The sequence below is a fragment of the Mycobacterium sp. NGS58 genome (assembly GCF_059812385.1).
Genome location: NZ_JCALCO010000017.1, coordinates 1 through 22968 on the forward strand (window position 1 = coordinate 1; position 22968 = coordinate 22968).

20 protein-coding genes and 1 tRNA gene are annotated in these 22968 nt (G+C 64.8%); 8 read left to right on the plus strand and 13 right to left on the minus strand.

Annotated elements, in window-relative coordinates; genetic code table 11:
* The coding region (locus AC5Y4H_RS16625) for an amino acid adenylation domain-containing protein (protein ID WP_499983274.1) at positions 1–4752 on the minus strand (4752 nt) is incomplete at its 3' end.
* A 576-nt stretch (positions 4753–5328) separates the two neighbouring features.
* Here AC5Y4H_RS16625 and AC5Y4H_RS16630 point away from each other — a divergent pair.
* Together AC5Y4H_RS16630 and AC5Y4H_RS16635 are read left to right on the plus strand one after the other, a co-directional pair.
* The gene (locus tag AC5Y4H_RS16630; RefSeq protein ID WP_499983275.1) at positions 5329–6579 is read left to right on the plus strand and encodes a cytochrome P450; all 1251 of its coding nucleotides are present in this window, start codon (positions 5329–5331) and stop codon (positions 6577–6579) included.
* Between the two features lie 268 nt (positions 6580–6847).
* Positions 6848–8407, plus strand: coding sequence for an MFS transporter (locus AC5Y4H_RS16635; RefSeq protein ID WP_499983276.1), 1560 nt, complete (start codon positions 6848–6850; stop codon positions 8405–8407).
* A gap of 40 nt (positions 8408–8447) precedes the next feature.
* Here AC5Y4H_RS16635 and AC5Y4H_RS16640 read toward each other — a convergent pair whose 3' ends face one another.
* The 3 genes from AC5Y4H_RS16640 to AC5Y4H_RS16650 all read right to left on the minus strand — a co-directional run bounded on the left by AC5Y4H_RS16640 (position 8448) and on the right by AC5Y4H_RS16650 (position 9864).
* Positions 8448–8786 carry a hemophore-related protein gene (locus AC5Y4H_RS16640; protein WP_499983277.1) on the minus strand — a complete coding sequence of 113 codons (339 nt, stop codon included), beginning with the start codon at positions 8784–8786 and terminating at the stop codon, positions 8448–8450.
* Positions 8787–9048: 262 nt separating this feature from the next.
* A tRNA-Thr gene (locus AC5Y4H_RS16645) sits at positions 9049–9120 on the minus strand.
* A 27-nt stretch (positions 9121–9147) separates the two neighbouring features.
* A complete protein-coding gene (locus tag AC5Y4H_RS16650; protein WP_499983278.1) occupies positions 9148–9864 on the minus strand; it encodes a hypothetical protein in 717 nt (238 codons plus the stop codon).
* A 158-nt stretch (positions 9865–10022) separates the two neighbouring features.
* Here AC5Y4H_RS16650 and phoP point away from each other — a divergent pair, with 158 nt between their 5' ends.
* Positions 10023–10742, plus strand: a complete 720-nt coding sequence (gene phoP / locus AC5Y4H_RS16655) for a two-component system response regulator PhoP (RefSeq protein WP_499983279.1) — start codon at positions 10023–10025, stop codon at positions 10740–10742.
* Positions 10743–10767: 25 nt separating this feature from the next.
* The gene (locus AC5Y4H_RS16660; protein WP_499983280.1) at positions 10768–12210 is read left to right on the plus strand and encodes a sensor histidine kinase; all 1443 of its coding nucleotides are present in this window, start codon (positions 10768–10770) and stop codon (positions 12208–12210) included.
* On the opposite strand, the gene AC5Y4H_RS16665 is transcribed toward AC5Y4H_RS16660, so the two are convergent.
* From AC5Y4H_RS16665 to AC5Y4H_RS16705, 9 genes are all read right to left on the minus strand, one after another.
* Positions 12198–12602 (minus strand): HIT family protein, encoded by a 405-nt coding sequence (locus tag AC5Y4H_RS16665; protein WP_067345738.1) that lies wholly within the window; start codon positions 12600–12602, stop codon positions 12198–12200. The two genes, AC5Y4H_RS16660 and AC5Y4H_RS16665, sit on opposite strands and share 13 nt — an antisense overlap.
* Positions 12603–12681: 79 nt before the next feature.
* Entirely contained in the window at positions 12682–13110 is a 429-nt protein-coding gene (locus tag AC5Y4H_RS16670; RefSeq protein ID WP_499983281.1) for a ketosteroid isomerase family protein, read from the minus strand.
* Positions 13111–13130: 20 nt separating this feature from the next.
* Positions 13131–14258, minus strand: a complete 1128-nt coding sequence (locus AC5Y4H_RS16675) for an NDMA-dependent alcohol dehydrogenase (protein ID WP_067121698.1) — start codon at positions 14256–14258, stop codon at positions 13131–13133.
* Positions 14259–14425: 167 nt separating this feature from the next.
* A complete protein-coding gene (locus AC5Y4H_RS16680) occupies positions 14426–14971 on the minus strand; it encodes a nuclear transport factor 2-like protein (protein ID WP_499983282.1) in 546 nt (181 codons plus the stop codon).
* 2 nt (positions 14972–14973) lie between these two features.
* The gene (fdx, locus tag AC5Y4H_RS16685; RefSeq protein ID WP_499983283.1) at positions 14974–15180 is read right to left on the minus strand and encodes a ferredoxin Fdx; all 207 of its coding nucleotides are present in this window, start codon (positions 15178–15180) and stop codon (positions 14974–14976) included.
* A 12-nt stretch (positions 15181–15192) separates the two neighbouring features.
* On the minus strand, positions 15193–16548 hold the full coding sequence (gene cyp51 / locus AC5Y4H_RS16690; protein WP_499983284.1) for a lanosterol 14-alpha demethylase: 1356 nt from the start codon (positions 16546–16548) through the stop codon (positions 15193–15195).
* Complete coding sequence (locus AC5Y4H_RS16695) at positions 16545–17369, minus strand: SDR family oxidoreductase (RefSeq protein ID WP_499983285.1); 825 nt, start codon at positions 17367–17369, stop codon at positions 16545–16547. The genes cyp51 and AC5Y4H_RS16695 overlap by 4 nt, the downstream gene beginning before the upstream one ends.
* The gene (locus AC5Y4H_RS16700; protein WP_499983286.1) at positions 17370–18587 is read right to left on the minus strand and encodes a cytochrome P450; all 1218 of its coding nucleotides are present in this window, start codon (positions 18585–18587) and stop codon (positions 17370–17372) included.
* The gene (locus tag AC5Y4H_RS16705; protein WP_499983287.1) at positions 18588–19217 is read right to left on the minus strand and encodes a TetR family transcriptional regulator; all 630 of its coding nucleotides are present in this window, start codon (positions 19215–19217) and stop codon (positions 18588–18590) included.
* 210 nt (positions 19218–19427) lie between these two features.
* Here AC5Y4H_RS16705 and AC5Y4H_RS16710 point away from each other — a divergent pair, with 210 nt between their 5' ends.
* From AC5Y4H_RS16710 to AC5Y4H_RS16725, 4 genes are read left to right on the plus strand one after another with little or no spacing between them, the layout of a single operon-like run.
* Positions 19428–20897 (plus strand): aldehyde dehydrogenase, encoded by a 1470-nt coding sequence (locus AC5Y4H_RS16710; protein WP_499983288.1) that lies wholly within the window; start codon positions 19428–19430, stop codon positions 20895–20897.
* A 30-nt stretch (positions 20898–20927) separates the two neighbouring features.
* Positions 20928–21677 (plus strand): SDR family oxidoreductase, encoded by a 750-nt coding sequence (locus AC5Y4H_RS16715; RefSeq protein ID WP_499983289.1) that lies wholly within the window; start codon positions 20928–20930, stop codon positions 21675–21677.
* A complete protein-coding gene (locus AC5Y4H_RS16720; protein ID WP_499983290.1) occupies positions 21674–22534 on the plus strand; it encodes an NAD(P)-dependent oxidoreductase in 861 nt (286 codons plus the stop codon). The genes AC5Y4H_RS16715 and AC5Y4H_RS16720 overlap by 4 nt, the downstream gene beginning before the upstream one ends.
* Positions 22534–22962, plus strand: a complete 429-nt coding sequence (locus AC5Y4H_RS16725) for a carboxymuconolactone decarboxylase family protein (protein WP_499983291.1) — start codon at positions 22534–22536, stop codon at positions 22960–22962. Before AC5Y4H_RS16720 ends, AC5Y4H_RS16725 begins: the two co-directional genes overlap by 1 nt.
* Positions 22963–22968 lie beyond the last annotated feature (6 nt).

The following is a 22968-nucleotide window of genomic DNA, read 5'->3' on the forward strand; positions in this document are numbered from 1 at the left end:
TTTGAGCACCGCTAATATCGCCACAATCGCCTCGACGGATCGCGGAAAAAGCAGCGCCACACACCCACCCGGGCCCGCGCCATGGCCGGCCAACACATGCGCCAACCGATTAGCCGCATCGTCCAGTTCGCGGTAGGTCAGGGACAGGTCCCCGCCAGTCAGCGCCACCGCCTCCGGTGTGCGGGCCACCTGCGCGGCGAACAGCACCGGGACCGACATCGGTGCGCATGCCGGCACGGTCAACGTGGCGCGGTTACCCAGCGCATCCAATTCGGCTTGCTCGGCTTCGTCGAGCACGTCAATCCCCGACAACCGCTGGCCGGGATCGGCGCTCAACGCCGCCAACACCCGCCCCAACCGGGCAATCAGCGCCTCGATACTGGCTGCATCGAACACATCGGTGCGGTATTCCACCGTTCCGCCGATCCCGGCGGGCTCACCGGCCTCGGTGAAACGCTCGGCCAACGAAAACGCCAAATCCATCCGGGCGGTCTGGGTGTCCACCGGCAGCGAAGCCAGACGAAGATCCTGCAACACCAGCTCCGCAGCGGGATCGCGGTTCCCCGCGTACTGCCAGCTCACCATCACCTGCACCAGCGGGTGATGCGACAGGTTGCGGGTCGGGTTGAGCCGCTCCACCAGCACCTCAAAAGGCACGTCTTGGTGTTCGTAGGCGGCCAGGCTGCGCGCGCGGACCTGGGCCAGCAACTCCGCCATGCTGGGGTCGCCGGCCAGATCGACCCGTAACACCAAGGTGTTGACGAAAAACCCGACCAACTTATCGAGCGCCGAATCAGTACGTCCGGCGATGGGGAACCCCACCGCCACCTCGGCGCTGCCGCTCAGCTTGCCCAGCAGGACGGCCAGGGCGGCCTGAATCACCATGAAACTGGTCGCGTTGTGCGCCCGCCCCGCGTCGCGCACTTGCCGCTGCAACTCCGCCGGCCAATCCACGACCACACTGGCCCCACGCTGATCGGCCACCACCGGATACGCCCGATCAGTCGGCAACGCCAACCGCTCAGGCAACCCGGCCAACGCCTGCTCCCAATAGGCCAACTGGGCGGCAATAGGGCTGTCCCTGTCCTGCAGCTCACCAAAGCTGTCGCGTTGCCACAACGTGTAATCCACATACTGCACCGGCAAGGGCGCCCAGTCCGGGCCGTGCCCCGCACACCGGCTGCCATAAGCCATGCCGAGATCAGCCAACAATGGGGCGATCGACCAGCCATCAGCAGCGATATGGTGCACCACGGCCACCAACACGTGGTCTTCGTCCCCAAGCCGGAACAGTATGGCCCGCAACGGGATCTCGGTGGCCAGATCAAAACTGTGCCGCGCCGCCGCGCCGATGGCCTGCTCCAATCGAGCCGACGCCCAGCCGCGGGCCTCCACCACCTCCCACCCGAAATCGGCTCGCTCCACCGGGACAACTACCTGCTGGGGGATCCCCTCGGGTGCGACGAACACCGTGCGCAGACTCTCATGACGGCCCACCACATCGGCCAGCGCCGCCTCAAGCGCCGCGGCGTCCAGACACCCCTCGAGCCGCAACGCGGTCGACATGTTGTAAACCGCGGACGGCCCCTGCAATTGATCGATAAACCACAACCGCTGCTGGGCAAACGACAACGGCACCACCGCCGGCCGCTCCACCGCCACCAACGGCTCACGCCGCCGCGAACCCACACCAATACAACCCGCCAACTGGGCCACCGTAGGCGCATCGAACACGTTGGGTACCGCAAGATCGGCGTCCATGCTGGCGTTGGCCGCCGCGACCACCCGCATCGCCAACAGCGAATCCCCACCCAAATCGAAGAAGGACTCGTCGACCCCGACCCGCGCCAGCCCCAACACCTCGGCGTAGATGCCGGCCAGGATCTCCTCGACCGCGTTGCCCGGCGCCCGGTAACCATCCACATCCCGGGACTCCGGTGCGGGCAGGGCGCGCTTGTCGAGTTTGCCATTGGGCGTCAACGGCAACGCGTCCAAGGCGATGACCGCGGCGGGGATCATGTAGGCCGGCAACCGCTCGCCCAGCACCGCGCGCGCCTCCCCGGGGTCCGCGGCGCCGGTGATATAGCCCACCAAGCGTTTGTCGCCCGGGCGGTCTTCGCGGGCGATCACCACCGCCTGCGCCACCCCGTCCACCCCGGCCAGGGCGCCCTGGACTTCGCCGAGTTCGATGCGATACCCGCGGATCTTGACCTGCTCATCGGCGCGGCCCAGATAGGTCAGCTGCCCATCGGAGCGCCAGCACACCAAATCCCCGGTCCGATACATGCGCGTGCCGGCGCCCCCGAAGGGGCACGCCACAAACCGTGACCCGGTCAACCCGGTTCGGCCCACATAACCCACGCCCACCCCGGCCCCGGCCACATACAACTCACCGACCACGCCGACCGGCACCGCACGCAACCAGCCATCGAGCACAAACAACGCCGCCCCCGCCACCGGCGACCCGATCGGCACCACCGGTGGCCCAGGTGTCAGCGGCGCGCTGATCGCCACGCACATCGTGGTCTCGGTCGGGCCATAAGCGTTGACCATCAGCCGCCCCGGCGCCCAGCGATCCACCACCTCAGCCGGGCAGGCCTCACCGACGATCACCAACGCTGTCGACTCCAAACCCTCACCCGAGAGCATCGCCACCGCCGACGGCGTCTGAGTCAACACGGAGACCTTCTCGGCGATCAGTACTTCCCGGAAATCATCCGGTGAGCCCGCGACCGATTCGGGCACCACCACCAGCCGTCCACCCCGCAGCAACGCACCAAAGACCTCCCACACCGACACGTCGAAGGCCAACGAATGACACAACGGCCACACCCCCGCCGTCGGCAAGCCAGCATCCAACGACCCCAGCAGCTGGGTCACACTGTGGTGAGTGATGGCGACACCTTTGGGGACACCGGTGGTGCCGGAGGTGTAAATCAGGTACGCGATGTCTTCAGCAGCGGGCGTCGGCAGCGCCGTGCTGGGCTGAGTGTCCACAGCGGCATCGTCGACCTCGATGACGACCTCGGCGAAACCTTCTAGCCGGCAGCGCAACTCGGCGGTGGTGATCGCCGCGATCGGCGTGGCATCCTTGAGCACGAATTCGATCCGGGCCGCCGGCACCGCCGGGTCGATCGGTAGATACGCCGCCCCGCTCTTAAGCACTGCCAACATCGCGATGACCGCTTCGGCCGAACGCTCCATCAGCAGCGCCACGCACCGGTCCGGGCCCACACCCTGGCCGGTCAGCAAGTGCGCCAACCGATTAGACGCCAGATCCAGCTCGCGGTAGCTCATTGAGCAGTCCGCGTGGGTCACCGCCACCGCATCCGGTGTCTCGGCCACCCGCGCGGAGAACAACGCCGGAATCGAGACCGGTGGGGTCACCGGCTTGCTCAACACCGCCCGATTACCGAACGCATCCAGACGGGCACGCTCAGACTCATCAAGCACATCGATCGACGACAGCGACTGGGTCGGGTCGGTGGTCATCGCCGCCAGCACCCGATCCAGCCGCTTCACTAGGTCCCGGATATCAAAATCCGAAAATAATTGCCCAGCGCCGGCCGTGCTGAGAAAAACCCGATCGTCGTCCCTATAAAAGAACAATCCAACTTGGTCGACGAGATTAGTGTGGGTCAAGGTCCCCGATGCCGGGGCGCCCGCAAAATCCAAAAGGTGTGTAGTCGGAATGTAATTGACGATTACCCGATTCGGCGCTTGCCCAGAGCCGCGGAGGCGTACCTCATTCTCAATGAGGCGGACCGGGAACCGCTGATGCTGCAGCGCTTCCCGCAGTCGCGCGTCGACATGTTCACAAAAGCCGGCAACTGCAGTCCCTGGCGATGCTTTCAACACCAGTGGGACGTCCCCGGAAACCATGCCCGGAACCGTCTGTATTTCCGGACGCACACGCCTGCTTACCGCAAATTCGAGCACCACGTCTGAACTCTCGGCGTCGAACCCATGCACCAGCAGCGCGCACGCCGCAGTAATCACCGACGAGCGACGCAGCCCCAACGCCCGCGACAGCTCCTGCATGCCTGCGACGACGACAGGGTCCAATTCAACTGGTACAGAAGACTCATAGGGATCACGACCGTCCGCAGCGGGCGCCAACCGAGAACGTGGTTCGCTTGCGGGCGGCAGGTTCCTCGTCCAATAAGCTTGATCGTCGAGGTAATCGGTGGACGTATTGTATTCTAATTCGCAAGCAATCAGATCACTCAGCGGCCCAAAAAAAGCAGGCGGAATCGACACGCCTGAAGCCATTGCTGAATAGACGTCTGCAATCCGATGACAAACAAGAGCGAGGCCGACCCCGTCCGCCACTATATGATGCCAGCATACGAACCAAAGGAATTCATCTTCCCGCGTCTTCAACAACGCAAATTTGAAAAGCGGCCCGGTAAGCGGCATCAGCGTGCGCTGAATCGAGGACGTCAACCGATAGGCGTGCTGGACAGGATCCTGCGAACCCGTTAGGTCGTAGCGAGCAAGCTCAATATCCGGGTAATCGACCGTCTTCTGGAAAACCTGGCCGTCCACTTCGAAGAAGGAAGCTCTAAGCGGTTCGGCCTCGCGTACCACTTGAACGATCGCGCGCTGAAGCAAACCGGGGTCTATCCTGCCCTCGATTCGCAATAGCTCGCCCATCTGCCACCGCGCAGCAAAGCGACCTGTTTCTTGTGCAAGCCAAATGTCTAGCTGCCCGCGTGTCAGCGGAAGGGCTCGGCTATCGAGTGCATTCAATTACCCACCCCGAAGATGCTTGTCTTACCACCCCGAAGTTGAACCAACCATTGCCTCGGCTGTCCGCTGTCCGCCCCGCGCAGACGTAAGTCACCAGGCGACCCAACCCTACTGCCGCCCGACAAGCTCGGTGCGGCGTTTCGGCGAAGTTTTTGATTGGGACTGAAAGACTTTTGGCTGCCCCGTATCTGGCGGGCAGGAGGCCCTTCCCCCGGTTGACGAACTTTCCGTTCTAGCTAATGCTGCGCGCGGGCATAACTGACGCATGATGAATAGTCAGCAAAGCCGGGCTGAAGCATTAAGCGCACGGGAGACCCAGCAAAGAAGGCATCCTTCGGTAGGGTCCTACGCGTCAGGGCGTCGCATCCGCCAACTGCTTTGAGCTCCTGCTATCGGTCTCGGCAGTCCGACCAACGGCCGTGTTGTTGCCGTCAAGGATTTGACTACCGCCAGGCGCTGGTTGATGAGATAGCTGGAGTCGGGTCCGCCACCGCGCGCCATGCGGTTTGGGCGGCTATTTCGGTACCTGTGCCGTGGCGCTTACCATTTCTTACGTTGCTAGGCGATGGAGGCGGATTGAGCGGGCCCGAAAACCTGGATTTCTTCACCGACAAGTCGCTCGTCGATGACCCCTACGGCTACTACGACGCGATTCGTCGTTGCCCAGTATGGCGTGAGCCGGCGCACGGCGTGGTGATGGTTTCGGGGTACGACGAGGCTGTCGCGGTGCAACGGGACACCGAACAGAACTTCTCGGTGTGCAACATCGTCAGTGGACCGTGGTCCGGGATTCCGCGAGCAACCAACAGTGACGACGTTTCGGATCTGATCGAACAGCACCGCCACAGGGTTACGTTCGGCGACTACTTCATATCGTTTGATCCCCCGAAACACACCGCGCACCGCTCGCTGTTAAACAGGTTGTTTACGCCGAAGCAGCTGAAGAACAACGAGGATTTCCTTTGGCGTCTAGCCAATGAGCAACTCGACTGCTTCGTCGCACAGGGCAAGTGCGAGATCGTCATTGACTACAACTTTCCGTTCACGCTCGTCGCGATTACCAATCTGCTGGGCGTGCCCGAAGCCGACCATGAGCGATTCCGCCGCGCTGCGACAGCCAGCAGGCTAGAAGGCGATCGCAGTGGCTTCGTTGGCGTGAAGGAGGAGTGGTTCGTCGAGTACATCGAGGATCGGCGGCGCAATCCACGCGACGATGTGCTCACCGAGCTTGCGCTGGCAAAGTTTCCCGACGGCACGACACCCGAAGTGATTGACGTTGCCCGTGTCGCCACGTTCATGTTCGCCGCCGGCCACGGCACGACGATCGACCTGCTGAGCCTCTCGATGCTAATGCTCGCCGAGCGACCTGACTTGCAAGAGCAGTTGCGTGAGGACAACTCAAAGATCCCCGCCTTTATCGAGGAGATGCTGCGCATCGAGAGTCCGATCAAATCGAACTTCCGCATGGCGCGACGCACCACGAGGATCGGCAACGTCGATGTGCAAGCCGGTACCAGCGTCCTTGTGATGAATGGTGCGGCAAACCGCGATCCCGGACGGTTCGACGAGCCCGCCGAATTTCGCCTTGGACGCCCAAACATATTGCAACACATCGCATTTGGCCGAGGCATCCACACTTGTCCGGGTGCCCCGATTGCACGCGCCGAAGTGCGGGTGAGTTTAGAGCGAATCCTCGACCGGATGGCTGACATCCGGCTTTCAGAAGCCAAGCACGGTCCAGCAGGCGATCGTCGGCTCGAATGGGACCGCACCTTCCTTTTCAGGCGCCTCAAGGAATTGCACCTCGAGTTCACTCCGGTTGATTAAGCGCGCCCGACGCAAAATCCTGGGGCACCCGCGACCGCGGTCGGCCAGGAGTTGCGCGGGTGGAGCTGTCAACGCCGACCCGGCGGAAAAAGGTGGGAGGCGGCGCCTCCGCGGAGGTCAGCCTCGCTGCACAACGTGCGTTACTGATGCAAGGTTCGATAGGGGGCGTTCCGCCGGGCTTACCCGTGACTGAAATGTGTATCTGGTCGGTTTTGCGGTTATCTCTTTTCGAGATTTCGTAGGGTACGCGCTATGCCGACCCTCAACGATGCAGAGCCGGCATCACACAACTAGACGACACACAACGCGCGAAACGAGCCCGATGCCCGTCAAACCGACCACGCTAGGCCGTACCAAGAAAGACCGGACCAGCTTGCCGCCTCGCTGGTTTGTCGCCGCGGTTATCGCGATCGGCGGCATGCAGCTGATGGCCACGATGGACGGCATGATCGCGGTCGTCGCCCTTCCCAGGATCCAGAATGAGCTGGGCCTTTCTGATGCCGGGCGCAGTTGGGTGATCACCGGGTACGTGCTGACTTTTGGCGGGCTGGTCCTGCTGGGCGGCCGTCTCGGTGACACCATCGGGCGCAAACGCGCCTTCATCCTCGGCGTGGCGCTGTTCACTATCGTCTCGTTGATATGCGGCATCGCCTGGAACGGGGGCGTCCTCGTTTTAGCGCGGCTGCTGCAGGGCGTCTCCGCCGCGATCATCGCACCGACCGGCATGGCGCTGGTGGCAACCACATTCGCGAAGGGGCCGTTGCGCAATGCTGCGATGGCGGTGTTGGGCGCGATCGGCGGTCTCAGCTCGGTGCTGGGTCTGGTGGTGGGCGGCTTGCTCACCGAGGTGTCGTGGCGGTTGGTGTTTTTGGTGAACGTGCCGATCGGGCTGGTTGTGCTTTGTCTCGCCTACGCCGCGCTGCGCGAAACGCAGAAGGAGCGGACAAAGCTCGACGCGGCGGGGGCAGGGTTGGCCACATTGGTATTTACCGCGATGGTGCTCGGCTTCTCGATGGGGCCGGAGAAGGGCTGGCTGTCGCCCATCACGATCGGTTCGGGTGTGGTGGCCCTCGGCGCTTTCGTGGCGTTCGTGGTGGTGGAGCGCAGGGCAGAGAACCCGGTCGTTCCGTTTGGTTTGTTCGTTGACCGCAACCGGTTGGCCATGTTCGCAGCGATGTTTCTGGCCGGCGGGGTTATGTTCACGCTGACGCTGCTGATCGGCGTGTATGTGCAGGACATCATGGGCTACAGCACCCTGCGCGCGGGCGTGGCGTTCATCCCGTTCGCCGTCGCGGTGGGCGTCGGTGCGGGCGTGTCGTCGCGGTTGGTGATGTCGTTGCCCCCGCGGGTGGTGGTGATAATCGGCGGCCTACTCGTGCTGGGCGCGGTGCTGTACGCCTCGATTCTCCACCAGGGCGTGCCGTACTTCCCGAATCTGGTGCTGCCCCTCGTCGTATCCGGTATCGGTATCGGCGTGATCAACGTGCCGCTCGCGCTGTCGCTGATCGCCAGCGTTGGCCTGGACCAGATTGGGCCTATTTCGGCGATTTCGCTCATGCTGTCCCGTCTCGGCGGGCCGATGGTGCTGGCCGTGATCCAGGGCGTCATCACCTGGCGGACGCTGCAACTCGGCGGCAGCACCGGGCCAGTGAAGTCCATGAACGCCGCCCAGTTGCATGCGCTGGACCACGGCTACACCTACGGCATGCAGTGGCTGGGCGGGGTCGCCTTGCTGGTCTGCGGGGTGGCGCTGCTCATCGGCTACAGCGCGCGGCAGGTGGCGCATGCGGCGGAAGTCAAGAAGGCCTACGACATGGGAGAGCTGTAGCTAAGCCCAACGGGCACAAGAGCACTGGCAGGGCCGGCGCTCAGTAGTTGTTACAAGTAGCGAAGGTCCGTTGGAGACTGTCGAGGTAGGGCTGGCTATCCGGATTATTCGCTATCTCCTGGGCCGTTTGCCTCCGCTGACTGGGCGATCCGGCGAGGAACTGACGCAGTCCGGCTTGCATCTCCGGATCGCCGTTAAAAAAGGCGGCAATCGTCGGGTCTTCGGCGTTCAGTGCCGCCACGAGCTGGTCGTAGGTGCACGTCGTGTTGACGGCCGGGCCTAGATCGGGAGTTGCGGACGCGACCCCGGCCCCAGCGGTCAACGACAAAGTCAGACCGCCAACCGTCACAGCAACTCTGGTCAACCACGGTTTGATCATGCGCGTATTCCTTCCCTGACCGCGCCGACTCTAACGCAAACAGGCCGTTCACGTAGCGGGGTGAGCAAATCTCAGAGGAAGACCATAGGGACTGACCGCGGGCTTAGACCCGGTATCGCCGGCAAAACCATGGCTCCCCTATGCGAGATGAACATTCATCGGCGAAAACGCAAGGGGCCCTTGCTCGCTGGCTCGCAGGACCGCACTGATTCGCATCGACCCGCGACTCCTAAGACCGGTCTCACTCACAGGTCGAAGTCGGAGCCCCCTGTCAGGATTGAACTGACGACCGCTCGCTTACAAGGCGAGTGCTCTACCACTGAGCTAAGGAGGCGGGTAAAACCGGACTCAGCCTAATCGCTCACCCGTCGCTGTCGATCACGCCTGCTGAGCGCACCGCCCGTGATGAGGGGCGCCGCCGCCCTGGCAGCGGGATGCGGTCGGCAATGTTGCTCAGCGGGTTGACCACCATGGTGAGCGCGATGACGGCGTCTTGCAGGGTGGCGATGGCGGGCTCGAGCGCCTCCATGCCGGGCGTCAGTCGAGCCAGGGTGTCGGCGACGTCGGCGAGCTGATCCAGCGGCCCGTTCTTTGCCGTCAGCTTGTCGACGAGCCCGCCCTCGCTGAGCAGCCGGTCAGCCAGGCCGTCCTCGGCCAGTAGCCGCTCGATCAGACCGTCTTCGGCGACCAGCTGGTCGGCCAGACCGCCGGGTTGCAGTGTGCGCTGCAAGGCACCGCCCTCGGCGGTCAGGCGGTCCAGCAGGCCACCCTCCGAGGTCAGCATGTCGACCACCCCGCCCGGGCGCAGCAAGCGGTCGATCGGGCCGTCCGGGGCCACGGCCCTGCCCAGCGGGGCGTCGTCGTCGAGCAGCCTGGCCAGTCGATTGGCCCGGACGATCGCATCGTCGATCCCCAGCATGGACGTCATGGCGGTGGTGCCGGCGGCCCCGCTTTCACCCACGGCCCGTTTCGCCACGCCGACGGCCGCGCTCGCCACGCTCAAACCCGCATCCGCGGCGGCCAGACCCACCCGGGCGGGCGCGGTCGCAGCCGACACGATGCTTTTGGTCAGGTTCATTCCAAGAGTCTATTCATGACGCAGACTGCGCTGGGGCGTTACTTCCCAAGGCAATGCGATGATTCCTGGCAGACTATTATCAGTCCGTTGGCACTGAGCTTTCAGGAAGTGCACAACCGTCACATAGCAAACGTTCAAGTAAGGGACATGAGCATCTGATGACATCGGCAACCTCCAACGACACGAAATCCGAGGCTCGCGTCCTCGTGGTCGACGACGAAGCCAACATCGTCGAGCTCCTGTCCGTGAGTCTGAAATTTCAAGGGTTCGAGGTCTATACGGCAACCAACGGTGCCCAGGCTTTGGATCGGGCGCGCGAGGCGCGTCCAGACGCGGTGATCCTTGACGTGATGATGCCGGGCATGGACGGGTTCGGGGTGCTGCGGCGGCTGCGCGCCGACGGCATCGACGCCCCCGCGCTGTTTTTGACCGCTCGGGATTCCCTGCAGGACAAGATCGCAGGTCTGACGCTGGGCGGCGACGACTATGTGACGAAGCCGTTCAGTCTCGAAGAGGTCGTTGCCCGGCTGCGGGTCATCCTTCGCCGCGCGGGCAAAGCCGGGGCCGAACCCCGCAGCGCGCGCCTCACTTTCGCGGACATCGAACTGGACGAGGAAACGCACGAGGTGTGGAAGGCCGGTCAGCCGGTATCGCTGTCGCCGACCGAATTCACGCTGCTGCGTTACTTTGTGATCAATGCCGGCACGGTGTTGAGCAAGCCGAAGATCCTCGACCACGTGTGGCGCTACGACTTCGGAGGTGACGTCAATGTCGTCGAGTCCTACGTGTCGTATTTGCGTCGCAAGATCGATACCGGGGAGAAGCGGCTGCTGCACACGCTGCGCGGAGTGGGTTATGTATTGCGGGAACCGCGCTGAGCGGCGGTAGTGAAGAAGTAGGTAGATGGTCATCAAGCCTCGACGTGGTTTGCCCCTCCGGATAGGGCTCGTCGCCGCCACCCTGGCCCTGGTCGGCTGCGGCCTCGCCGTTTCCGGCGTCGCGGTCACGTCCATCCTGCGGCACAGTCTGGTCAGCCGCATCGACTCCACACTGCTCGACGCGTCCCGCGGCTGGGCGCAGGCCCCGCGGCGGCAATCGGCGCCGCCCATCAACGGTCCCGACCCGGGCCGGCCGCCGTCGAAGTTTTACGTGCGTGGCGTCAGCACCGACGGCACCCCGTTCACCGCCATCAACGACCGCAACGCCGAACCGGCGCTACCGGCCGACAACGATGTGGGTCCCAACCCGACGACGCTGCCGTCGGTGAACGGCTCAGACATTCAGTGGCGGGCAGTCTCGGTGCACGGTCCGCACGGTCTGACCACCGTCGCGATCGACCTGTCCGACGTCCAGCACACGCTCACCTCGCTGGTCTGGTTGCAGATGGGCATCGGGGCGGCGGTGCTGGCCGTGGTCGGAATCGCCAGCTTCGCGGTGGTGCAGCGCAGCCTGCGGCCACTGGTCGAGGTCGAGCAGACGGCCGCGGCCATCGCGTCCGGACAGCTGGATCGCCGTGTGCCAGAACGAGATCCGCGCACCGAGGTGGGCCGGCTGTCACAGGCGCTGAACGGGATGCTCGCGCAGATTCAGCAGGCGCTGGCGTCTTCGGAGTCCTCGGCGGAAAAGGCCCGAGGATCCGAGGACCGGATGCGGCGATTCATCACCGACGCCAGCCACGAACTGCGCACCCCGCTGACCACCATCCGCGGTTTCGCCGAGCTGTATCGCCAGGGCGCCGCCCGTGACATCGCGATGCTGATGTCGAGGATCGAAAGCGAGGCGTCCCGGATGGGCCTGCTGGTCGACGACCTGCTGCTGCTTGCCCGCCTCGATGTGCAACGCCCCCTCGAGCATCACCGGGTCGATCTGCTGTCGCTGGCCAGCGATGCCGTGCACGACGGGCAGGCGATCGCCCCCGGGCGCACCATCACGATGGAGGTCCTCGACGGTCCTGGCACCCCGGAGGTGTTCGGTGATGAAGCACGGATCCGCCAGGTGCTGAGCAACCTCGTCGCCAACGCTTTGCAGCACACCCCGGAAACCGCCGACGTCACCGTCCGGGTGGGTACCGACGGCGACAACGCGGTGCTCGAAGTTGCGGACCAGGGTCCCGGCATGAACCAGGAGGACGCGTCGCGCGTCTTCGAGCGGTTCTATCGGACCGACTCGTCGCGGGCTCGCGCCAGCGGCGGCACCGGCCTGGGGCTATCCATCGTCGAGTCGTTGGTGCGCGCACACGGCGGGGTTGTCAGCGTGACCACCGCGCCGGGCGAGGGCTGCCGTTTCCGGGTGATGCTGCCTCGCATCAGTGACGTGCCCGCGCACGAGCCGGTTCACGCCAACTGAGCGAGCGCCGCCTTGATCCTGGCCTGGGCCTCGTCCAGCGATTCCGCCGACGGGTTGCGGTCGACGTTGGCGAAGCCGAAGTCGCTCAGGCTCCGGGTGGGAAAGACGTGCACGTGCAGATGCGGAACTTCTAGTCCGGCGATGATCAGGCCGGACCGCTCCGTTCTGAAGGCCTTGCACACCGCTTTGCCGATCAACTGGCTCACGGACATGACGCGGGCGAAGGCCGATCCGTCGACGTCCTGCCAGTTGTCGATCTCGGCGCGCGGCACGACGAGCGTGTGCCCCTGCGTCATCGGCTCAATCGTCAGGAACGCGACGACGTCGTCGTCCTCGTAGACGAAGCGGCCGGGGAGTTCACGGTTGATGATCTTGGTGAAGATCGACGCCATGGGCCCCAGCATATGTGCGCCGGATTTGTGGCCGGGGGCCGCCGCCCATTGTCAGCGCGGGGGCTGCGCGGTGTCCGGCTCAGTCGTCCTTGCCGAACTGCATCATGTCGAGGTTCCAGTAGCCGCGCATGTTGGTGATGAGGCCCGCGCCGTTGACCTTGTAGGTGAACACGCCGCGCACCGAGCTGGTCAAGCCGCCGTCGAACTTGCTGTTGAGCACCAGGATGTGGGCGATCTCGTCGGGCGAACTCGACGGGAAGGTCTCCTCGCAGGTGATCGAGAGCTGGTTGGCGGCGATGTTGGTGTCGAAGAACGCGCCGACGGCCTCCTTGCCGCGGACCCCTGTGCCGTCCGGGTTGGTGACGGACTTGCCGATCGGATCTTCGATGACGACGTCGTCGGACATCAGCGCCAGCCAGCCCTCCCGGTCGTGCGCCTGAACGCACCGCCACGACGACTGCGACGCGGCCAGGGCCGGCGATACCTTTGACTCCTCGGTTTGGGTCATGTCTGTGGTTAGCCGCCGGATTAGCGGTCGGCGTCGGTGAACCGGATGACGCCGCGAATGTTCTTGCCGTCCAGCATGTCCTGGTAACCGTCGTTGATCTGCTCCAGTTTGTACTGGCGGGTGATCATGTCGTCCAGGTTCAGCTTGCCTGCCTTGTACATCGACAGCAGCTGCGGGATGTCGTACTGCGGGTTGCCACCGCCGAAGATGGTGCCTTGCAAGTTCTTTTGCATCAGGGTCAGCATCGCCAGGTTCAGGGTGACGTTGGTGTCCAGCAGGCTGCCGATGGCGGTCAGCACGCAGGTGCCACCCTTCTGGGTGATGTTCAGGTAGTTGTCGATGTCGGCGCCCTGCAGCTCGCCCACGGTGACCACGACCTTGTGGGCCATCAGGCCGTAGGTGACCTCCGCCATGCCCGCCATCGCGGCCATGATGTCGGGGTAGACGTGGGTGGCCCCGAACTTGAGCGCCTGGTCGCGCTTCCACTCGACCGGGTCGATCGCGAAGATGTAGCGGGCGCCGGCGTTGACGGCTCCCTGCAGCGCCGCCATGCCCACCCCGCCGACGCCGACGATGGCGACGTCCTGGCCCGGGCGGATGTCCGCGGTGCGGACCGACGAACCGTAGCCGGTGGTGACGCCGCAGCCGACCAGCGCGGCGACCTCGAACGGGACGGACGGGTCGATCTTCACGACCGAGCTGCGGTGCACGACCATGTAGGGGGAGAACGTGCCCAGCAGAGTCATGGGGAAGACGTTCTGGCCGCGGGCCTGGATGCGGAAGGTGCCGTCGGACACCGCGGCGCCGCCCAGCAGGCCGGCGCCCAGGTCGCACAGGTTGCGCATGCCCGCCTGACAGGTCGGACACTGACCGCACGACGGGATGAACGACAGCACCACGTGGTCACCCGGCTCGATGTCTTCCACGCCCGGACCGACCTCGGTGACGATGCCCGCGCCCTCGTGGCCGCCCAGCACCGGGAAGCCGGCCATCGGAATGCCCCCGGTGACCAGGTGATGGTCGGAGTGGCACATGCCCGCCGCTTCCATCTGGATCTTGACCTCATGCGCTTGCGGGTCGCCGATCTCGATTTCCTCGATAGACCAGGGCTGGTTGAACTCCCAGATCAGTGCGCCTTTTGTCTTCACGATGGTCCTGACCCCATTTCGCCTTTGAATTGATCAGTGCTGACCGGCCCCTTCATGCCGGCCAGCTAGGTGACGAGTGCCACAGGCACCCTTGTCGCGTCAGCATAGCGCGTGCAACAAATCAAATGCTTGGTTGGCTCCCGCGGTCGCCACCATGAGCTCGGCTCTCACCAGATCGGGACCGGAGCCTGGCCAAGCGGGTAGTAGCCGGGCAGCTTTTCGCCGGCGATGCTGCGCTCGATGCGCTTCTGCATGCCCTCGCTGAGGTCGCCTGACTCGATGAGCTTGCCGAACATGTAGGCGACGTGTCCGAAGTCGAAGAAGTCGCGCTGCCATTCGATGAGCTGGTCGCCGTTGAGGCGGAACCAGCTGCCGCCGATGCCGTAGATCTCGTCCTGGGTGCCGTCGGTCTTATTGACGATCTGTTTCCAGAAGCCGACGATCTCGCCCTGCTTCTCGTCGATGAGTACCTTCTGGTACTCGTAGACCCAGTTCTCCAGGCCCTCCATTTCCAGTCCCAGGGCGACGTCGCGGATCTCGTCGACGCCCACGCACATCACGTCTTCCTTGGGGCCGATGTTCCAGCCGTACGTGGCATCTCGGGTGTAGAAGTCGGCCAACGGCCGCCAATCACCGGCCTTTTCGCAGTCCTTGTTGGCCTGCAGCCAACGGTCGACCCATGCCTCGAGATCCGCGCGTGAATGCGACGCCATCGTCAGCCTTCCTTCTTGATGAATAGTGCTTGCGTTGGGCACATTTCGACCGCGCGTTCGACCTCTTCGCGGGCGTCTTCGGGCGGTTCGGGGTCGACGATCTCGACCTTGCCCCGCTTGGGCACCCGGAAGTAGTCCGGCGCCTCCAGCTCGCACATGGCGTGGCCCTGACATAAATCCAGATCCGCTTCAATCCTGAACCCGCCCATCGGACTCACTCCTTACGCGCTGCGCTTGCGGTAGCGCACCTTGGCCGGCCGGGCGAGCTGCACGACCATCTTGGAGTGGTCGTTGTGATAGCTGTCTGCCGGCTGCGCCATCTCGAATTCGTACTCGCGCAGCAGCACCGAGAAGATGGCCTTGATCTGCATCTGGGCGAACGCGGCGCCGACGCAGCGGTGTCGCCCCGCGCCGAATGGGATCCAGGTCCACCGGTTGACGATGTCGGCCTGCTCCGGCTTGTTGTAGCGGTCGGGCTTGAACGCGTCCGGGTCGGGAAAGTCCTCCGGGATCCGGTTCGAGATTGCCGGGGACGCCGCGACGAAGTCACCGTCGTGAATTTCGAAGCCCTCGACCTCGAACTCGCCCTTGGCGACCCGCATCAGGATGATCAGCGGCGGATGCAGGCGCAGGGTTTCCTTGACCACGTTGTCCAGCTTTGGAATCGACCGCAGCGCATGGAAACTCACCTCCTGACCATCGGCGTAGAGCTCCTCGAGTTCGGTCAGCACCTCGGCGTAGACGCCCGCGTGCCGAATCAGCTCGATCAGCGTCCATGCCGAGGTGCCTGAACTGGTGTGGTGCCCGGCGAACATGAGCGAGATGAACATGCCGGTGACCTCGTCGGCGGAGAACCGCGGGTTCCCCTCTTCGTCCTTGATCGACACAAGCACGTCGAGCATGTCGCGCTCGCTCTTGTCCTCCGGCGGGTTGGATAGGCGCTCGTTCATGATTTCCTGCACCAGCGCAACGAGTTTGACGCGGGCCTCGTCGCGGCGCCGAAAGCTCTCGATCGGCAGGTAGGGGTCGACGTAACACAACGGGTCGGTGCCGCGTTCCAGCTCGTGGTAGTACTCCGCGAACCGATGGTCGAGTTGGTTGCGGAATTTCACGCCGATCAAGCAGGCCGTCGAGGTGTAGATGGTCAACTCGGAGAAGAAGTCGAGCAGCTCGATCTCGCCCTCGTCACCCCAGTCGGCGATCATGCCCTTCACTTGGGCCTCGATGGTCGCGGCATGGCCCTTCATCTGCTCGCCACGCAGCGCCGAGTTGTGCAGCATCTCCTTGCGCCGCTCCGGGCTGGCGTCGAACACCACGCCCTTGCCGAAGATCGGCGCCATGAACGGGTACGCCGCGGCCTGGTCGAGGTCTTCGTCGGCGGACCGGAAGAAGAACTCGTTGGCACCCGCGCCGGACAGCAGGATGACGTGCTTGTCGACCAGCTGGAACCAGCCGACGTCCCCGCATTCGTCGCGGACGCGCTGCATCAAACCGATTGGGTCGGTGCGGAATTCCTCGAGGTGGCCGTGTTCTTCTTCGCCGCCGGAGACCCGCGGCACGGTGGCAGTTGTCGTCATGACGGCATCCCCTCTTCGCCGAGTGCGAGTTTCTGGCGATCTTTGTTGTCGGCCAACGGGGCTTCGGGCTGAAGCTCCATGTTGGCGATGAAGCCACCGCGCGGTGTCTCGGCGACGAAGGTGATCGCCCGCCCTAAATCCGCTGCGCGCAGGAAGTAGTCGTGACGGGCCTGACCCCACTTGGCCCAGTCCTCCAGCGCGGGGCCGATCTTTTCGGCCGGCAGGCTCCAGCCCATCGAGGTCTTCGTCGGGCCGGGATGCACGACAGAGGCGCGTACGCCGGTGCCCTCGAGTTCCATCTGGAAGTTGGTGACCATCGCGACGAGCGCGGCCTTGGCGGCGCCGTAGGCGCCCATGTGCGGGCGCTGGCGCAGGGCGACGTCGGAACCCACGAAGATCAGGTCGCCGCGCTGCCGCTCGATCATGCCGGGCAGGACTGCTGAGGCCAACCGAAAGGCGCCGACCAGGTGGATCTGCAGCTGCGACTCGAACTCGTCGCCTGCGATCTCGGCGAGCTTGCCGAAGTAGGTGTCGCCGGCGCCTGCCACCAGCACCTCGATGTCGCCGAGCGCTTCGGTCGACTGTGCGACAAAGGATTTCACCGAGTTGGGGTCGGTGACGTCCAGATGGAATCCGACCGCCTCGCCGCCGTTGGCGTTGATCTTGCCGACGATGTCGTCGAGCTTCTCGACTCGGCGCGCGCCCAGGGCGACGGGGAACCCGTGCGCCGCGAGCTCGATGGCGGTTGCCTCTCCGATGCCGGAGGAAGCGCCGGCCACGATGGCGGGGCGCCGTTCGGGCAAGGGTTCGAACCGGGGCATTCAGCGGACCTCCACGCTCATGGGTAGGTGAGCGAATCCGCGGACATTGCTCGAGTGGACGCGGACGGCGTTGGCCTCGTCCACCTCGTATCCGCGGATTCGCTTGAACAACTCGGTGAGCGCAACGCGGGCTTCCATCCGCGCCAGATGCGCGCCCAGGCAGAAGTGTGCGCCGCTACCGAAGCTCAATAATTTGGGCCCGATGTCGCGCCCGATCAGGTAGTCGTCAGGGTTGTCAAAGACCCGCTCGTCCCGATGCCCGGACCCCGGCAACAGCAGTAGGACGTCGCCCTCGGGGATGGTGGTGTCGTAGAGGGTCAGCTCGCCGGACACGGTACGCGCCAGGATCTGGCTGGAGGTGTCGTAGCGCAGCGTCTCCTCGACCCACAGCGAAACCCGGGACACGTCCTCGTAGACCGACGTCAGTTGATCCGGGTTCGTGTGTCCCCAAAACGCGGCATTGGCAAGCAGTTTGGTGGTGGTCTCGTTGCCGGCGATCACCATCAGGAACATGAATCCGAGCACTTCGTCATCGGTGAGCCGGTCGCCGTCGATCTCGGCTTCCAGCAGCGCCGAGGTCAAGTCGTCGGTCGGCTTCTCGCGCCGCTCGGCCACCATTCCCTGGTAGTAGACGATCAGGTTCAGTGAGGCCTCAACCGCCTCCGGCGGCACGTCGGTGACGCCTTCCTCGCGGTGCATCACCCCGTCGGCCCAGGCCCGAACCTGATCGCGATCCGGTTCGGGAACCCCCATCAGCTCGGAGATGACGTCCATGGGCAGTTTGCCGGCGAACTCGTCGACGTAGTCGACCGCACCGTCTTTGGCCTTGTCCAGCATGGTGTCGAGATGCCGGGTGGCGATCTCGGTGACGCGGGGCTCGAGTTCACGAATCCGGCGCGGGGTGAAGCCTTTTGAGACGAGCGTGCGCAGCCGCAGGTGGGCGGGATCGTCCATCGCCAGGAACGACATCGTCTTGCTGGCGTGCGGGCCGCGCGACGCGGGGTCCAGCGAGACGCCGTACTTGTTGGAAAGCGTTGTGCTGTTGCGGAATCCCTGCAGCACGTCCTGGTGCCGTGACAGCGCCCAGAACTTCAGCTCGTCGTTGCGATACAGCGGGGCCTCGTCGCGCAGCCGCTTGTAGTAGGGATACGGGTCTTCGTGGAAGTCGTAGTCGTAGGGATCGAGGACCAGCTCGTGGTCGCCCACATGGACGGTCATCTAGGTTCTTGTCTCCTGGCTTGTGTTCCCGGGCAGGATCAGGCTCACTACATAGGCCAATTGGTCGGCGATCTGGTGATAGGTGAACTGGCCACTCGCGGCCTGCACCAATGCGCCGAAGAACATCATCTCGAGCGCGGCCACCGTCTTCGGGTCGGCGCCGGGCCCGATCGCCGTCGCGATGCGCCGGTGGATCTCCGCCCCGATGCGGTCCCGCACGGCACCCACCGCGGGATCGGCCCCACCGCCGAGCAGCGCCGTGGTGCACGCGGCGCCCACCTCGGGCTCATCGGCGACCACCAGCGCCAGGTGGCGCAACACCTTGTCCACCCGGACCGGCATCGGATCGTTGACGTCGGTGAAGAACGGAACCTGCCGCACCAGGTCCAGGTAGACCTCGGCGATCAGGTGGTTCTTCGACGAGAAGTAGGTGTACGCGGTGGCCGGGGCGACTTTGGCGCGGGCGGCGACCGCGCGCACGGTCAGGTCGGCGTACGACTTCTCCCGCAAGGTTTTGATGCCCGCCGCCAGCACCTTGCGGAAGGTCTCCTCCTGACGACGGTTGCGCGCCGGCTGACCGGTCTGGCGGTCGCCGTCGGATGTGATCGTTACCAGTGCGTCGCTGGACACATGTCCAAGCTAGTGGGTCGAAACGGCGAGAAGCAAGCCCGCTGCTCAAAAATACTGTTCAGCCAGCATTGGCCGCGGCCTGAGGGGCGATATCCGAGATCGGCTCTTGCAGGTTCGACGGCATGGCGACTATGGTTCGATCGGACAATACCGGACAACTGTCCACCAGATTGGCGTGCCGCGTTGGCCGCGCGCAGACGGGAGCGGGACATGGCCTTGTTGGCCGACGGCGTGAGTGAACTCTTCATCGACGGCAAGCTGTCGGCCGGTAGCGCCGGCAACTTCCCCACGGTTAACCCGGCGACCGAGGAGGTGCTCGGCGTCGCTGCCAACGCCGACGCCACCGACATGGACCGCGCCATCGACGCCGCGCGGCGCGCCTTCGACGAGACGGACTGGTGCCGCGACACCGAACTGCGGGTGCGTTGCATACGACAGCTGCGCGACGCGATGCGCGACCACATCGAGGAACTGCGCGACATCACCATCGCCGAGGTCGGCGCGCCGCGGATGCTCACCGCGGCCGCCCAATTGGAGGGACCGGTCGGCGACCTGAGTTTCGCGGCCGACACCGCCGAGGCCTACGAGTGGAACTTCGACCTCGGGCAGGCATCGCCGATGGGCATCCCGACCCGGCGCACGATCGCGCGGGAGGCCGTCGGTGTCGTCGGCGCCATCACCCCGTGGAACTTCCCACACCAGATCAACCTCGCCAAGCTGGGGCCCGCGCTGGCCGCCGGCAACACCGTGGTGTTGAAGCCCGCACCGGACACCCCCTGGTGTGCGGCCGTGCTCGGCGAAATCATCGCCGAGCACACCGACTTCCCGCCCGGTGTCATCAACATCGTCACGTCGAACGACCACCGAATGGGGGCGCTCCTCTCGAAAGACCCTCGGGTGGATATGGTTTCGTTCACCGGATCGACCGCGACCGGCCGCAGCGTCATGGGTGATGCCGCCGCGACCATCAAGCGGGTGTTCCTGGAGCTGGGCGGCAAGTCGGCGTTCGTCGTGCTCGATGACGCCGACCTGGGCGGGGCGTGCTCGATGTCGGCGTTCACCGCGGCCATGCACGCCGGGCAGGGCTGCGCCATCACCACCCGGCTGGTGGTGCCGCGGGCCCGCTACGACGAGGCCGTTGCCATCGCGGCGGGCACCATGGGCTCGATCAAGCCCGGTGACCCCGACGACTCCGGAACCGTTTGCGGGCCGGTCATTTCCGCCCGGCAGCGGGAGCGCGTGCAGAGCTACCTCGATCTGGCGATCGCCGAGGGCGGGACGTTCGCCTGCGGCGGTGGCCGACCGGCGGATAAGGGCCGCGGCTTCTTCATCGAGCCCACTGTGATCGCCGGGCTGACCAACGACGCGCGGCCCGCCCGCGAGGAGATCTTCGGGCCGGTGCTTACCGTGATCGCCTACGACGGCGAGGGTGACGCACTACGCATCGCCAACGACTCGCCATATGGCTTGTCGGGCACCGTGTTCAGTGCCGACCCCCAACGCGCGGCCAACTTCGCCTCGCGGATGCGGGTGGGCACCGTCAACGTCAACGGCGGTGTTTGGTACTCCGCCGACGCGCCGTTCGGCGGATACAAACAGTCCGGAAACGGACGAGAAATGGGCCTGGCCGGCTTCGAGGAGTACCTGGAAGTCAAAACCGTTGCCACAGCTGTGCAGTGACCGCGCCAACTCGGCGACCGAGAGGAAAGCATGCGATTCGAGAATAAAGTCGGCATCGTCACCGGATCCGGTGGCGGCATCGGGCAGGCGTACGCCGAGGCACTGGCCCGCGAGGGCGCGGCGGTGGTGGTCGCCGACATCAACGTCGAGGCCGCCGAGGCGGTCGCCAAGGAAATCGTCGCCGACGGCGGAACCGCCATCAGCATTCCCGTCGACGTGTCCGACCCCGCGTCGGCCAAGGAGATGGCCGACCGCACGCTGGCCGAATTCGGCGGCATCGACTACCTGGTCAACAACGCCGCGATCTTCGGCGGCATGAAACTGGACTTCTTGCTCACCATCGACCCCGAGTACTACCGGAAGTTCATGAGCGTGAACCTCGACGGGGCGCTGTGGTGCACCCGCGCGGTGTACAAGAAGATGGCGAAGCGCGGCGGCGGAGCGATCGTCAACCAGTCATCCACCGCCGCCTGGCTTTACGCGAACTACTACGGCCTGGCCAAGGTCGGGCTCAACGGTCTGACCCAGCAGCTCTCCCGCGAACTGGGTGGTCAGCAGATCCGGATCAACGCGATCGCTCCCGGCCCCATCGACACCGAGGCCAACCGGACCACCACACCCAAAGAGATGGTCGATGACATCATCAGGGGCCTGCCGCTGTCGCGGATGGGCACGCCTGCGGATTTGGTCGGCATGTGTCTGTTCCTGCTCTCCGACGAGGCGTCCTGGATCACGGGACAGATCTTCAACGTTGACGGCGGGCAGATAATCCGATCATGAGTGACGAGGTGAGGCTCGGGTACATCGGCCTGGGCAGCATGGGCGCGCCGATGGCCACGAAGATGACCGAGTGGCCCGGCGGGATAACGGTTTACGACGTCCGGACCGATGCGATGACCCCGCTGGCCGAAAGGGGCGCCAGCCTGGCCGACAGCGTCGCCGACGTCGCCGCCGCCGCCGACATCATCCACATCACCGTGCTCAACGACGCCCAGGTGCGTGAGGTGGTCGGCGAGCTGTCGGCCCACGCTAAACCCGGCACCGTCATCGCGATCCACTCGACCATCAGCGATACCACGGCGGTCGAACTCGCGGCCGAGCACAAGCCGCGAGACATCCACGTCGTCGACGCACCGGTGAGCGGTGGTGCCGCCGCGGCGGCGAAGGGCGAGCTCGCCACGATGGTGGGCGCCGAGCGCGAGGTGTACGAGCGGATCAAGCCGGTATTTAAACACTGGGCCGCGATGGTTGTCCACGCCGGCGAGCCGGGTGCCGGGACGCGAATGAAGCTGGCCCGCAACATGTTGACGTTCACCTCGTATGCCGTGGCGTGTGAGGCCATGAAACTCGCCGAGGCGGCCGGGCTCGATCTGCAGGCCCTGGGCCGGGTGGTTCGTCACACCGACGCCCTCACCAGCGGCCCGGGCGCGATCATGGTCCGCGACAACCTGAAAGACATTGAACCGGATAACTTCCTGTACCAGTCCTTCGTGCACGCCCGCGGCCTGGGGGAGAAGGACCTGAGCCTGGCACTGGCTCTCGGCGAGGCGGTCTCGGTCGAGCTACCGTTTGCCCAGTTGGCCGTTCAACGGTTGGCCGCGGACCTCGGGGTTCCGCACACAGAGAAAGAGGCGTGATGGACGAGCTGCGCAGCAAGGGCCTCGCGAAGATGAACGAGGTCTACGGCTGGGAGATGCCTAACGTCGAAGGCGACGCGTACTTCGACCTGACCGTCGACCACTTGTTCGGCAGCATCTGGACGCGACCGGGATTGTCGATGCGTGACAAGCGCATCATGACGCTGACGGCGGTGACCGCGATCGGAAACCGCGACCTGGCCGAAATCCAGATCAACGCCGCGCTTCTCAACGGCGAGCTCACCGAGACCGAACTCAAGGAGATGGCCGTCTTCCTCACCCACTACCTCGGCTTCCCGCTGGGTTCGGCGCTCAATGGTGCGGTCGACGCCGTGGTGGCGAAACGCAAAAGGGCCGCCGCGAAGGGTTCCGGAGAGGACAAGAAGGCCAACGTGGATGCCGCGCTGAAGATGCACTCGGGCGAGTGACGGTGA

Bases quoted from the DNA above. Each gene is read 5' to 3' on its own strand.
- AC5Y4H_RS16640 (WP_499983277.1), bottom strand. From the start codon at position 8,786: ATGATCAAACCGTGGTTGACCAGAGTTGCTGTGACGGTTGGCGGTCTG.
- AC5Y4H_RS16635 (WP_499983276.1), top strand. From the start codon at position 6,848: ATGCAGAGCCGGCATCACACAACTAGACGACACACAACGCGCGAAACG.
- AC5Y4H_RS16700 (WP_499983286.1), bottom strand. From the start codon at position 18,587: ATGACCGTCCATGTGGGCGACCACGAGCTGGTCCTCGATCCCTACGAC.
- AC5Y4H_RS16660 (WP_499983280.1), top strand. From the start codon at position 10,768: ATGGTCATCAAGCCTCGACGTGGTTTGCCCCTCCGGATAGGGCTCGTC.
- cyp51 (WP_499983284.1), bottom strand. From the start codon at position 16,548: ATGACGACAACTGCCACCGTGCCGCGGGTCTCCGGCGGCGAAGAAGAA.
- AC5Y4H_RS16725 (WP_499983291.1), top strand. From the start codon at position 22,534: ATGGACGAGCTGCGCAGCAAGGGCCTCGCGAAGATGAACGAGGTCTAC.
- fdx (WP_499983283.1), bottom strand. From the start codon at position 15,180: ATGGGCGGGTTCAGGATTGAAGCGGATCTGGATTTATGTCAGGGCCAC.
- AC5Y4H_RS16710 (WP_499983288.1), top strand. From the start codon at position 19,428: ATGGCCTTGTTGGCCGACGGCGTGAGTGAACTCTTCATCGACGGCAAG.
- AC5Y4H_RS16695 (WP_499983285.1), bottom strand. From the start codon at position 17,369: ATGCCCCGGTTCGAACCCTTGCCCGAACGGCGCCCCGCCATCGTGGCC.
- AC5Y4H_RS16665 (WP_067345738.1), bottom strand. From the start codon at position 12,602: ATGGCGTCGATCTTCACCAAGATCATCAACCGTGAACTCCCCGGCCGC.
- AC5Y4H_RS16650 (WP_499983278.1), bottom strand. From the start codon at position 9,864: ATGAACCTGACCAAAAGCATCGTGTCGGCTGCGACCGCGCCCGCCCGG.
- AC5Y4H_RS16715 (WP_499983289.1), top strand. From the start codon at position 20,928: ATGCGATTCGAGAATAAAGTCGGCATCGTCACCGGATCCGGTGGCGGC.
- AC5Y4H_RS16680 (WP_499983282.1), bottom strand. From the start codon at position 14,971: ATGGCGTCGCATTCACGCGCGGATCTCGAGGCATGGGTCGACCGTTGG.
- phoP (WP_499983279.1), top strand. From the start codon at position 10,023: ATGACATCGGCAACCTCCAACGACACGAAATCCGAGGCTCGCGTCCTC.
- AC5Y4H_RS16720 (WP_499983290.1), top strand. From the start codon at position 21,674: ATGAGTGACGAGGTGAGGCTCGGGTACATCGGCCTGGGCAGCATGGGC.
- AC5Y4H_RS16670 (WP_499983281.1), bottom strand. From the start codon at position 13,110: ATGACCCAAACCGAGGAGTCAAAGGTATCGCCGGCCCTGGCCGCGTCG.